Below are 12,442 nucleotides of genomic sequence, written 5' to 3' on the forward strand. Positions count from 1 at the left end.
AGGAAAATTAAATTCTTTATAGTAAATAGGTTTGGTAACTCTAATAAAATGTGTCAGGTGATTATATACAAAAAAAGGGGCTATAGCCCCTTTTTTCTTCAATATATTGGTCTTTATCCCAAATAAGGTTTCAACGTTTTACTTCTTGAAGTATGTCGTAATCTCCTGATGGCTTTTTCTTTGATCTGCCGTACCCGTTCTCTGGTGAGGTTAAATTTTTCACCTATCTCTTCCAATGTCATGGCATGTTCACCATTAAGGCCGAAATAAAGCGTGATAACATCGGCTTCCCGCTGTGTCAGCGTCGAAAGAGCACGTTGTACTTCTTTTCTCAAAGAATCATTCATCAACCCGTCATCTGGCTTCTCTTCGCCATCGTTCTCCAATACATCCAAAAGGCTATTTTCTTCGCCTTGTACAAAAGGAGCATCCATGGACACGTGACGACCAGAGATCTTCATCGTATCCACGACTTCTCCAGCGGTGACTTCCAGTACTTCAGCAAGTTCTTCCGGAGATGGCTCACGCTCAAAACGCTGTTCCAGCTCACTGAAAGTCTTACTGATCTTGTTCAGGGAGCCTACTCTATTGAGCGGCAACCTCACAATTCTGGATTGCTCCGCCAATGCTTGCAGAATGGATTGACGGATCCACCAAACTGCATAAGAGATAAATTTAAAGCCCCTGGTCTCATCAAAGCGTTGTGCAGCCTTGATAAGGCCCAAGTTTCCTTCATTGATTAGATCACCCAATGACAAACCTTGATTTTGGTATTGTTTGGCCACAGACACCACAAACCTCAAGTTTGCTTTTGTTAATTTTTCAAGAGCAAGTTGATCACCTTCTCGGATTCTCTTGGCAAGTACCACCTCTTCATCTGCTGTAAGTAGGTCTACTTTACCAATCTCTTGTAAATATTTATCGAGCGATTGACTCTCTCGATTTGTGATCTGTTTGCTAATTTTAAGCTGCCTCATTCAGGAATTTCTTTTTTTGTTAGGACTTACTTATAACAGATTTTTATCTTAAATAAGTTCAATTTAGTAATTGACTTGATAATTTAATCTTTATTTCCAGATTTTTCTGGTTTTGGCAAAAGTGCCTTTCTTGACAATTTGAATTTGCCCGTCTTTTTATCAACATCGATAAGCTTCACCATTATTTCTTCTCCCGGCTCTAGCACTCCATCCATGTTTTCCAATCTCTCCCACTTGATCTCAGAGATATGAAGTAAACCATCCTTACCTGGCATAAATTCTACAAACGCACCAAACGGCATAATGTTTTTCACTTTACCAGTATAAGTTTCTCCGATTTCGGGTTGTGCCACGATTGCCTTTATTCGGCTGATGGCACTGTCCATCGATTCTTGGTTATTGGAGAAGATGTTGATCTTACCAGAGTTATCCACTTCTTCTATGACTATGGTAGCTCCAGTATCTTTTTGGATTTCCTGGATTACTTTACCTCCTGGCCCGATCACCGCACCGATCAATTCCTTAGGAATGGTCATGTTATAAGACCTCGGGGTATGTGGCTTCAGATCCGGTTTCGGAGCAGCAAGTGTCTTGTTGATCTCCTCTAGGATGTGTAGCCTTCCGTCCTTGGCTTGGAAGAGTGCTTCTTTTAGCACGTTATAATCAAGACCTTCTACTTTGAGGTCCATTTGGCAAGCGGTAATTCCTTTTTCGGTTCCAGTCACCTTAAAATCCATATCTCCAAGGTGATCTTCGTCACCTAAGATATCAGACAGAATAGCATATTTGCCCGTCTCGGCATCTGAAATCATTCCCATCGCTATACCCGTAACAGGAGCTTTGATCGGAATACCGGCATCCATCAATGCCAATGACCCTGCACATACAGTAGCCATGGAAGAAGAACCGTTAGACTCTAATATATCTGATACGACTCGAATGGTATATGGGTTTTGATCCACTCCAGGAAGCACCTTTTTCAATGCTCTCATGGCCAAATTGCCATGTCCTACTTCTCTTCTACCAGGTCCCCTATTTGGACGAACCTCACCAGTAGAAAATGCTGGAAAATTGTAGTGAAGGAAAAACTTATTGTATCCGGAGATGACAGCACCATCGACCATTTGTTCATCAAGCTTCGTGCCAAGTGTACAAGTCGTTACCGATTGTGTTTCCCCACGTGTAAATACCGCGGATCCATGAGCAGAAGGTAAATAATCCACCACAGACCAAATCGGTCTAACTTCATCAAGCTTTCTTCCATCCAAACGCTTCTTCTCGTCAAGCGTTAGGTTTCTGGCTGCCTCTTTATGGATTTTCTTGAAATATGGGCCGATTAGGTCCTCTTCGTATTCATGCTCTTCTCCCAAGCTTTCGACAAAAGCTTCTTTGATCGCATCGATCGCCTCACTTCTTTCTGTTTTGTTGGGAACTTGCTTACTGACTGCTTCGTAGCATTTGTCGTACAGCTCTGTTCTCATTTTCTCAAAAAGAGCCTTATCTTCTTTTTCGTGACAATATTCACGCTTTTGTTCTTTACCTACTAGCTTGGTAAGTTCATTTTGTACCTGGCAGTGCTTCTTGATTTCCTCGTGGGCAAATTGCATCGCCTCTACCATCTCATCTTCGGAGATTTCATCAGCTTCACCTTCTACCATAAGAATATAGTCTAAGGATCCTGCTACGATAAACTCAAGACTTGCTTTCTCCAATTCCATTGGAGATGGGTTGAGAATCAATTCACCGTCAATCTTTGCTACCCGTACCTCAGATATGGGGCCATTGAACGGAATGTCAGAAACGGCCAATGCTGCAGAAGCAGCCAAGCCGGCCAAGCAGTCAGGGAGCACCTCAGCATCTGATGACATCAAGGTGATCATGATCTGGGTGTCTGCATGATAGTCATCAGGGAATATCGGTCTGATGGCCCTGTCCACAATTCGGCTGATCAGGATTTCGTAATCGGATAACCTTCCTTCTCGCTTCAAAAATCCCCCGGAATTTTTCCCGATGCCGCGAATTTTTCTTGGTAGTCAACTGACATAGGGAGAAAGTCTACCCCTTCTCCAGCTTCTTTTTTAGAAACAACGGTTGCCAGAAGCATTGCACTGCCCATTTTTACAACGACGGCTCCGTCTGCTTGCTTGGCCAATGCACCGGTTTCAATAATGATTTCTCTACCATCCTCTAGGGTGATAGTTTTTGAAATTACGTTTGGTAACATACGTTCTTTTTAAGAATAAATCTTCGGATAAGTTTTAAAAGTAAGGTTTAAATAAAGGGGGAAATCAAAAAAAAAGTAAGGTTCCCCAATCAGGGAACCTCACGTTAAGCTTATTTACGTAATCCTAAGTCAGCGATGATCGCCCTGTATCTTTCAATATCATTCTTCAAAAGATAGTTTAACAAGGCTCTGCGCTTACCTACCAATTTCAATAGACCCAATCTTGTAGAGTGATCTTTTTTGTTGTTTTTCAAGTGATCGGTCAAGTGCTTGATTCTGTAAGTGAATAGCGCAATCTGAGACTCAGGAGATCCTGTGTCTTTATCAGATTTTAACCGACCATGATTCTTAAACAGCTCTTCTTTTTTCTCTGTAGTTAAATACATGCTTAGCTAAAATTAGTTTTATGAATATTTAAAGCAGGTACAAAGATAGAAGGATTATTTTTAATAGGAAAGTGGAAGATCACTTTTTGCTCGATTTTATATTCAAGCGCTGTTTGATCCGCTCCAAAAATGCATAATAAATATCTGGATCAAAGATACGTGCATCTTTCCGAGCTTGTCTCAAAAAGAAAAAACCGATCGGGAGTAAAGCCAAGTTCGAAAACCACGTCCCGAACAGTGGATTGGCCATGCCTTCCTTGGCCCATTTTTCACCAGTAATGGTAAGCATATAGAAAATGATAAAAAAGATAATGGACACCAGCACCGGCATACCCAAGCCTCCTTTTTTGATGATGGCTCCCAGTGGCGCCCCTATCATAAACATCACGATGCAGGCAAATGCTTGGGTGTATTTTTGGTACCAAGAAATCTGAAACCGGCGCTTTTCCCGTGATAGATTGGATAGATTACCCATGTTACTACTGAAGTTGTTCTTTAGCGTTCGGGCACTTTGAAGTCCTATGGTGGCCGCCCTGTTCATATAGTTCCCTCCCTTCAGTACAGAGTCGATTTTTGCGATCTGTACATCAGAGAAGCTAAGGTAAGCTTGTTTTATGGCTTCTTCTCGTTGTTGCTTTTCAGCAAGAAGCTTTTTGGCCTTGTTTTGAGCTGTGCTATCACCTTCAGGAGGCGCTGGTCCTGCTGGTAAAGTGTCTTCGTTATTCTTTTCCTTTTCCACTATGGCTCCAAGGTCATTGACTTCATTTTGGGAAGCTTTCCTGCTGACGGTAACCGGGCGTTCGTTGGGATTCCTGCTTACTTCAGCACTATCCTCTGTGGCTTCCTCATCTTCATCTTCGGCCGGCATAGTTGAGGATGTCCCCCCTTTTAATCCAGGTGATCGGTCTTGTCTGTTTTTTTCTTTCCACTGAATGTTTTTCAGTGAGTCTACAAGGGCTTTTTTCCGTTGCAGGTCTGAGGGGATTTCTATTTCCCTTTGCTTCGTAAAAAACGAATAGGCAGATTTTAACTGGGCATAATTATAATATTGGTAATTCACCAATTGATTGGACATGCTGTCTACATCGGCCTTGATCTCATTGATATTTTTTATAGATCGATTTGATGACCACAGGTTTTCGGGGGTCCTGTTCATCTCGAAAGCATCAAGACTAAAGACGATTTTATTGACATCAAATTTTGTTCTGGTAAAAGGCGCCGGTTTTCCTCTAATGCCTCTTTTGGGATTCTCTTCGTTATAGTTGTACCCATTATAGAGGGTGAGCATCATATAGCGATCGTTAAAAAAAGGTTCCATTCTTCCTGAATCGGCAAGAATTATGGCATTATTACCATTGTTTCCAGTGTGGTCATAGATTATTACATCCCTAAGGCGAACGTCATCGACCTTCCGGTTTACCTTAATGCTATATCCTGGTATGCCATTATAAAAGACACCTTCTTTAATGTCCAAGGCTGGCGATTTCATCCTTATGTCGTATAGTAAACTAAAAGTTTTTAAGTTCACTTTTGGCACGAGGTAATTATTGGAATAAAACGCAGCAAAAGAAAGTCCCAAAACAAAGATACCAATAGGCAATAACGCCCGCAGCAGGGATATACCACTACTCTTGATCGCCGTCAACTCAAAATGCTCTCCCAGATTACCAAAGGTCATCAATGCTGAAAGCAAAACCGCTAATGGCAGTGCCATTGGGGATATGGAAATCACAAAATAGCTGATCAGTTCCATGTACACTCCAAATCCCAACCCCTTTCCAAAGATCTCATCGAAGTATTTGAGCATGTTGACTGTCAGCAGAATGAAATCTACTACAATAAATGTCAATAAAAATGGGCCAATAAAAGACCCTAAAATTAATTTATCTAATTTTTTCATGAGGCGTAACTACCACCGGTTTTCACGTAATATGAAGCCACTAAGTTCATCATATTAAATGAAAAATGATAACGATCACCTTAATTATCCACCTATAATTTCTTTAAGGTTCATGATAAGACCTTCCCAGATTTTTTCTTGTTCATCCTCATCATAACTATCGCTGTAATCGATCACTTTCAAGAACAGTGTCTGGGTAAGCTCGTTTTCTTCCAACCTTAACTCGACGAACGAATGGTCATCTTCTTCTGGGATATTGGGATCGAAGAATTCAAATTTAATTGAATGATTCGTCCTTATGGCCACTACCTTTGCATAATGATCCACACCGTCATATTCTATGTGGAAATTTTTATCTTGATCAATACTGACATCATCAGCAAACCACTCCGAAAGACCGCTGGCGGTACTTATATAAGGGAAAATTATTTTTTTTGAAGCATTTATCTGATAGTCAGCAACAAACTTATTCTTAACCATAACTTTAAAATTTAATTCTGTAAAAAGTTAACTTTTTTCATCCGTAAGACTTGCATTTAACCTTATTACCCTACATATTTGCATTCCCATTCAGCAAGGAGATAGCATTTACCAGCGCTATCGTTTACTTGTTAGGGAAAACTCTTAAGAGTTTTTACGGCGAGGTAGCTCAGTTGGTTAGAGCGCAGGATTCATAACCCTGAGGTCACGGGTTCAACTCCCGTCCTCGCTACAAAGAGCACAGGATTCATATCCGCCGCGGTGGACACAGGTTTTACTGCCGTCCTCGCTACATTCAAGGCTTCCTTTTGGGGAGCCTTTTTTGTTTTATACACCTTTTTTATCTTTTCTCTCATGACTTCTCCTTTTTCCATTTTGTATTATACTCTGCCCACTCTGGGGAAATCTATACAGGAATGACTTAACTTCATTTTCAAAAGATTTCAAGGACTGACCTGTTACCAAATCTAATCGTATACCTCCTGCTTTTGCTTCCGCTGTAGACATCCCTACCTGACTGTTTTAATGTACGTGTTCCTGTATGGACGTGATTTATCAGGGGATACCTCATTGAGTTAAACCTTCCTGTGTCGTTGGCTAAGTAAAATCTCCAGTTTAGTATACTGGGTTTTATTAAAGAAAATTCTACAGAACAATAAGCTTTATTTAACAGTATTGGCTAGCTACTGGTGATTAAAATTATGCTTACCCTTTACCATCCCTTTTTTTCTGGAGGGGTGTACCTAAAGCTTTAGCTTTCTAGTCTTTAGCTATTTAAAAGCCGCCTTTTGCTTGATATTGGCGATCATTTTGCTTTCTGCTTGGTGTAATATAGTGAAATTTAGCATATGACCATGCTTCTGTAAAAAAAATATTGGACAACAAAAAAGCCCCTCGATCGAGGGGCTTTCGGTATCGTAAGTTAGTGCACCTTACTTTACTTTTTCAACTACAGCTTTAAATGCCTCTGGATGATTCATAGCAAGGTCGGCCAAAACTTTTCTGTTCAGCTCAACTTCTGCTTTCTTGAGCAGACCCATGAATTGTGAATAAGAAATGCCCTGTTCTCTGGCACCGGCATTGATACGCTGGATCCAAAGCTTTCTGAACTCTCTCTTCTTAGCTTTTCTATCCCTATAAGCGTACTGTAAACCTTTTTCGTATTTGTTCTTGGCTACTGTCCATACGTTGCTACCTCTTCCGAAATAACCTCTAGTAGCTTTAAGTACTTTTTTTCTTCTTGCTCTTGACGCGACTGCGTTTACTGATCTTGGCATAATTTGATGATTTTTTGACTCTTGGTGGCATCATGACCATGTCACTTCGCTCTTTTTACATACCAAGCATCTGGTGAATAAATAAACCTTAATTTTGATTTGTTGACAATCAGATTCTCAACATGTCTTTTACTCGGCTCACATCTGACTCATGAACTTCGCCCATTTTTGTAAGATTTCTCTTTCTTTTGGTCTCTTTCTTAGTCAGGATGTGGCTTTTATAAGCATGTTTCCTTCTGATTTTTCCCGATCCAGATAATTTGAATCGTTTTTTTGCACTTGATTTAGTTTTTACTTTAGGCATAACACTGTATTATTTGTTGAAATTATTTCTTACTTGCTTTTGGAGCAATAAACATATTCATCCGCTTACCTTCCATTCTGGGAAGCTGTTCTACCTGTCCATACTCCTCAAGTGATTGTGCGAATTTCAACAACAACATCTCTCCCCTTTCCTTGAAGACAATCGATCGACCTACAAAGTGTACGTAAGCCTTCACTTTTGCCCCATCCTTAAGGAAGTTCATGGCGTGCTTTAATTTAAAGTCAAAATCATGGTCGTCCGTATTCGGACCAAACCTGATTTCTTTAAGAACAGTTTTGGCAGCATTGGCTTTGATTTCTTTCTGCTTCTTCTTCTGTTCATATTTAAATTTCGCGTAATCAATCACCTTACAGACAGGTGGATTAGCGTTTGGAGAAATTTCGACGAGATCAAGATCTTGCTGCTGGGCAATTTTGATGGCTTCATCTGTAGACATGACCACATTGCCTCCTTCTACAAAATCACCTACTACCCTTACCTCTCTGGCGCGGATCTTTTGGTTTACTTTATATGGTTCTTCTCGTCTCGGTTTAAACGGTTTTCTTCCTCTCAAAATAGTTATGGTTGATTGAATGAATTTGACTGCAAATATCGGATATTTTTTTAATTATTAAAATACCCCTTCTTTTTTAGCTTTTATTTTTATTTACTTAAGGATTCCGAAATAATATTTTTGAAGTATTTCACGAACTCCTCTGGTGTAAAACTCCCTTGGTCACCCTCACCGTGCTTACGCACAGATACTTTGCCTTCTTCCTGCTCTTTTTCGCCGACTATAAGCATATAAGGCACTTTTTTTACTTCCGCGTCCCTTATCTTTCTCCCTATTTTTTCATCACGATTATCTATTGAACCTGCTATATCATGTTCATCTAGTAGTTGGTTAATGGTTTGGGCGTACTCAATAAATTTTTCGGAAATAGGCAAAATATTTATTTGCTCAGGTGATAGCCATAGTGGGAAGTTACCTGCACAATGCTCTATCAAAACGGCTACAAACCGCTCCAACGACCCAAATGGTGCTCGGTGGATCATCACTGGCCGGTGCTTTTGGTTATCAGAACCTACGTACTCCAGCTGGAAACGATCCGGTAATTGATAATCGACCTGAATGGTGCCTAATTGCCAGCTCCTTCCTAATGCATCCTTGACCATAAAGTCCAGCTTTGGCCCATAGAAAGCGGCCTCTCCCAATTCAGTGATGGTTTGCAGACCTTTTTCCTGAGCTGCTTCAACAATAGCGGACTCTGCTTTGTTCCATTGCTCGTCACCGCCTATGTATTTTTGCTTGTTTTCTGGATCCCTTAGGGAGATTTGTGCCGTGTAGTCATCAAAACCCAATGCCTTAAACACATAAAGCACCAAGTCGATTACTTTGATAAACTCCTCTTTCACCTGATCTGGTCTACAGAAAATGTGCGCATCATCCTGTGTAAACCCTCTCACCCTGGTCAGGCCATGTAGCTCCCCGCTCTGTTCGTAGCGATAAACCGTACCAAATTCAGCATAGCGAATTGGGAGGTCTTTGTATGACCTGGGCTTATGTTTATATATCTCACAGTGGTGAGGACAGTTCATTGGTTTTAGCAAAAACTCTTCGCCTTCATGGGGCGTGGCAATCGGCTGAAATGAATCTTTTCCGTATTTTTCATAGTGGCCAGAAGTCTCATAAAGAGCTTTATGACCAATATGTGGGGTCACCACTTGTTGATAACCTGACTTGTCCTGTGCCTTCTTCAAAAAGCCTACCAATCTTTCTCTCAGCAGGGTTCCTTTTGGCAACCATAACGGCAAGCCCATTCCGACTTTTTCGGAAAAGGTAAACAACTCTAGTTCACGGCCAAGTTTCCGATGGTCACGTTTCTTGGCTTCTTCTACCATGGCCAAATATTCCTTAAGCTCCTTGGCCTTGGGAAAGGAAACACCGTATATACGGGTAAGCATTTTGTTGTTTTCATCACCACGCCAATAGGCTCCGGCAATGTTCATCAATTTTACGGCTTTTATAAACCCTGTATTTGGAACGTGTGGTCCACGGCAAAGATCCACGAAATTTCCTTGTTCATAAAAGGTGATCGTTCCATCTTCCAGACCATCTAACAGGTCGAGTTTGTACTCGTCACCCTTATCTTTAAAGTAGCTTACAGCTTCTTTCTTTGAAATGTCTTTTCTGATGTACTCGTTTTTCTCCTTAGCGAGTTCGATCATCTTTTTTTCTATCGCTTCCAGCTCATGACCATCGATCTGCTTATCGCCAAAGTCCACATCATAGTAAAAGCCGGTTTCAATGGATGGCCCTATCCCAAACTTTACGCCTGGATAGAGTGACTCCAATGCTTCTGCCAGCAAGTGGGCAGACGAATGCCAAAAAGTGGATTTTCCATCCTTATCATTCCATGTTAATAATTGCACCTCAGCATCTTGGGATATAGGACGTGTAGAATCCCATACTTCTCCATCCACTTTGGCGGCCAGGACATTCCGTGCTAATCCCTCACTGATACTAAGCGCAATTTGTAAGCCGGAAGTGCCTTTTTCGTACTGCCTTACTGACCCATCTGGCAGTGTAATGTTAATTAAGTTGTCAGACATTTAAAATTGTTATACTAAATATGAAACAAAGCACCTTTACAAACAGGTGCATTAAGAATGCAAATATGCAAATTCACTGACGTAATTGAAAAAAAACGAGGCTACTTTTATTATAGGCATTGTAAGGAAAATTCTACCCGGTTTCATTTGGCACGCATATGTATATCCGCAATGATCCCAGTAATCACAGAGATATGAAATAGGTCCTCACAGAAACCACGGAAATCTCAGAAAAGCGTTGTTTTATTCTGGGTTTTCTGTGCGTTCCCCGAGAAATAAAAACTACTGGAATGAAAGCGTGTCATCAAATGGTACAATAAAGTGCGCTGTCTTTTAATAAATCCTATCAAAAATTAATGTTCAAAATATTATCATTGATTACGAATTAGCCAGTTTTGCTTGAAAACACTTTAAGTAATAATCATAACAAACTGAATGTCTGACAGTAATAATCGATTAATTCTGATTCTTAGTATAATGTGTCTTTCCTGTATCCGCCATATCGACTATCAAGCCTTCCTTCCCTTCATCAGCTGAATCACTGCCGAGAGGGCCATCACCAGTAGACAGCCGATGGCATTGTACCAAAGGTAGCCTATATCAATGTGGATCCCGAACAGCTCACTACCATTTTTCCAGTGGATCAAAAGAATCATTGCCTCCGCTACCAGTGCGGCAATAAACACGGCATTTCCCCTTACCCATTTCATATAAAAACCTACCAAAAATATCCCCAAGATGGTTCCATAAAACAACGAACCCAGCAGGTTCACGGCTTGGATCAAGTTTTCAAATAGCGTCGCATAGGTAGCAAACAAGATAGCAAAAACACCCCATAGTGCGGTCAGTAGCTTTGAGGACAGTGTATAGTGTTGTTCTGATTTACCTTTGTTGATGGAGCGTTTGTAGATGTCCACAGAAGAGGTCGCCCCCAGTGCATTAAGCTCTGATGCCGTGCTGGACATCGCCGCACTGAAGATCACCGCAAATAACAATCCCACTACGCCTTTTGGCAGGTAGTCCATCACAAAGCGCATAAACACATAATCCGTATCGCGCGTCTCTGCATTGGGGTCATTCTTGGTAATCAAGTCTTTGACGCCTGTGCGGATGTCTTCCTGTTCCTGCTGTTTTGCCGAAATTTCTCGCTGAAGGTCATCCACTTCTGTTGCCTTCCCTTCCTTTTGGGCAGCAATCAGTGATTTGATGGCCGTGTTTTTTTCTTCAAACACTTCGTCATACGCACCTTGTAGTTGCTGGAATTCATCATTGTAGTCACTTTCAACCAGCTTTTCGGTTTGTACCTTGTTGAAGAAAATAGGTGGCTGATAAAATTGGTAAAAGACAAACACCAATACCCCGATAAACAGGATGACAAACTGCATGGGCACCTTCAAAAAGCCATTCATGATCAATCCCATGCGACTTTCCCGCAGCGATCGACCGTTCAAGTAGCGCTGGACCTGGGACTGATCCGTTCCGAAATACGACAAAAACAAAAACAACGCCCCCGTAATCCCAGACCAGAAATTATATCGGTCGCCAAGATCAAAGTCAAAACTGACGATATTCAGTTTGCCCATTTTTCCAGCCACATGCATGGCATCATTTAAGGAAACTGGCAGCATATTATAGACCAAAATCCCTGCAAGGATCATCCCTCCCATCATGACGGTCATCTGTTGCTTTTGGGTAATGGAAACAGCCTTGGTACCACCAGTAACGGTATAGATGATCACGATCAGACCAATGAAGATATTGGTGAAGGTAAGGTTCCAATTGAGCAACGTGCTCAGAATGATTGCCGGACCATAAATGGTAATGCCCGCTGCCAAGCCACGCTGGATCAAAAACAGAAAAGCTGCCAATGTCCTCGTTTTCAGATCAAACCGCGATTCAAGGAATTCGTATGCAGTGTAAATCTTCAGCTTATAATAAATAGGAATAAAGGTCACCGAAAGGATAATCATGGCTATGGGCAACCCAAAATAAAATTGGATAAAGCGCATACCGTCTTGATAGGCCTGGCCGGGTGTGCTCAGAAAAGTGATAGCGGAAGCCTGTGTGGCCATAATGGACAATCCTATCGTCCACCAGCCCATTTCACTGCCTCCCTTGAGATAGCTATCCATGTCTTTGGGACCATACGTCTTATAAATCCCATAGCCTATAATCGCTATCAATGTACCAAAAAGTACTATCCAATCAATATAACTCATGAGTAATAGCGTGTAATGGCATAAAACAATCCGATTAATCCCGCCAGCACCAAAATCAGCAA

At 41.3% G+C, this 12,442-nt stretch carries 9 protein-coding genes, 1 tRNA gene and 1 pseudogene; 1 reads left to right on the forward strand and 10 read right to left on the reverse strand.

Features of this window, described 5'->3' with window-relative positions:
* Positions 1-113: 113 nt before the first annotated feature.
* From DN752_RS00375 to DN752_RS00395, 5 genes and pseudogenes are all read right to left on the reverse strand, one after another.
* On the reverse strand, positions 114-977 hold the full coding sequence (locus DN752_RS00375) for a sigma-70 family RNA polymerase sigma factor (RefSeq protein ID WP_015267200.1): 864 nt from the start codon (positions 975-977) through the stop codon (positions 114-116).
* 83 nt (positions 978-1,060) lie between these two features.
* A pseudogene (gene pnp / locus DN752_RS00380) lies at positions 1,061-3,201 on the reverse strand (polyribonucleotide nucleotidyltransferase).
* Positions 3,202-3,311: 110 nt separating this feature from the next.
* The gene (gene rpsO, locus DN752_RS00385) at positions 3,312-3,587 is read right to left on the reverse strand and encodes a 30S ribosomal protein S15 (protein WP_112782136.1); all 276 of its coding nucleotides are present in this window, start codon (positions 3,585-3,587) and stop codon (positions 3,312-3,314) included.
* 79 nt (positions 3,588-3,666) lie between these two features.
* Positions 3,667-5,487, reverse strand: coding sequence for an LptF/LptG family permease (locus DN752_RS00390; protein WP_112782137.1), 1,821 nt, complete (start codon positions 5,485-5,487; stop codon positions 3,667-3,669).
* Positions 5,488-5,571: 84 nt separating this feature from the next.
* Positions 5,572-5,967, reverse strand: a complete 396-nt coding sequence (locus DN752_RS00395) for an START-like domain-containing protein (RefSeq protein ID WP_112782138.1) — start codon at positions 5,965-5,967, stop codon at positions 5,572-5,574.
* A gap of 158 nt (positions 5,968-6,125) precedes the next feature.
* Between DN752_RS00395 and DN752_RS00400 the strand changes: the two genes are divergently transcribed.
* Positions 6,126-6,199: transfer RNA gene (locus tag DN752_RS00400), tRNA-Met, on the forward strand.
* A 700-nt stretch (positions 6,200-6,899) separates the two neighbouring features.
* On the opposite strand, the gene rplT is transcribed toward DN752_RS00400, so the two are convergent.
* From rplT to DN752_RS00425, 5 genes are all read right to left on the reverse strand, one after another.
* Positions 6,900-7,244, reverse strand: coding sequence for a 50S ribosomal protein L20 (gene rplT, locus DN752_RS00405; protein ID WP_112782139.1), 345 nt, complete (start codon positions 7,242-7,244; stop codon positions 6,900-6,902).
* 109 nt (positions 7,245-7,353) lie between these two features.
* Positions 7,354-7,548 carry a 50S ribosomal protein L35 gene (rpmI, locus tag DN752_RS00410; RefSeq protein WP_112782140.1) on the reverse strand — a complete coding sequence of 65 codons (195 nt, stop codon included), beginning with the start codon at positions 7,546-7,548 and terminating at the stop codon, positions 7,354-7,356.
* Between the two features lie 22 nt (positions 7,549-7,570).
* A complete protein-coding gene (infC, locus tag DN752_RS00415) occupies positions 7,571-8,122 on the reverse strand; it encodes a translation initiation factor IF-3 (protein ID WP_112782141.1) in 552 nt (183 codons plus the stop codon).
* Between the two features lie 89 nt (positions 8,123-8,211).
* Positions 8,212-10,161, reverse strand: coding sequence for a threonine--tRNA ligase (thrS, locus tag DN752_RS00420; RefSeq protein ID WP_112782142.1), 1,950 nt, complete (start codon positions 10,159-10,161; stop codon positions 8,212-8,214).
* Positions 10,162-10,670: 509 nt separating this feature from the next.
* Positions 10,671-12,380, reverse strand: coding sequence for a sodium:solute symporter (locus DN752_RS00425; protein WP_112782143.1), 1,710 nt, complete (start codon positions 12,378-12,380; stop codon positions 10,671-10,673).
* Between the last annotated feature and the right edge of the window lie 62 nt (positions 12,381-12,442).

This window comes from Echinicola strongylocentroti, assembly GCF_003260975.1.
In the GTDB taxonomy this organism is placed as follows: Bacteria; Bacteroidota; Bacteroidia; order Cytophagales; family Cyclobacteriaceae; genus Echinicola; species Echinicola strongylocentroti.

What these genes read in the sequence shown, in the direction of transcription:
- DN752_RS00375 (WP_015267200.1), bottom strand. Translation starts at nt 977, where the DNA reads ATGAGGCAGCTTAAAATTAGCAAACAGATCACAAATCGAGAGAGTCAA.
- rpsO (WP_112782136.1), bottom strand. Translation starts at nt 3,587, where the DNA reads ATGTATTTAACTACAGAGAAAAAAGAAGAGCTGTTTAAGAATCATGGT.
- DN752_RS00390 (WP_112782137.1), bottom strand. Translation starts at nt 5,487, where the DNA reads ATGAAAAAATTAGATAAATTAATTTTAGGGTCTTTTATTGGCCCATTT.
- DN752_RS00395 (WP_112782138.1), bottom strand. Translation starts at nt 5,967, where the DNA reads ATGGTTAAGAATAAGTTTGTTGCTGACTATCAGATAAATGCTTCAAAA.
- rplT (WP_112782139.1), bottom strand. Translation starts at nt 7,244, where the DNA reads ATGCCAAGATCAGTAAACGCAGTCGCGTCAAGAGCAAGAAGAAAAAAA.
- rpmI (WP_112782140.1), bottom strand. Translation starts at nt 7,548, where the DNA reads ATGCCTAAAGTAAAAACTAAATCAAGTGCAAAAAAACGATTCAAATTA.
- thrS (WP_112782142.1), bottom strand. Translation starts at nt 10,161, where the DNA reads ATGTCTGACAACTTAATTAACATTACACTGCCAGATGGGTCAGTAAGG.
- DN752_RS00425 (WP_112782143.1), bottom strand. Translation starts at nt 12,380, where the DNA reads ATGAGTTATATTGATTGGATAGTACTTTTTGGTACATTGATAGCGATT.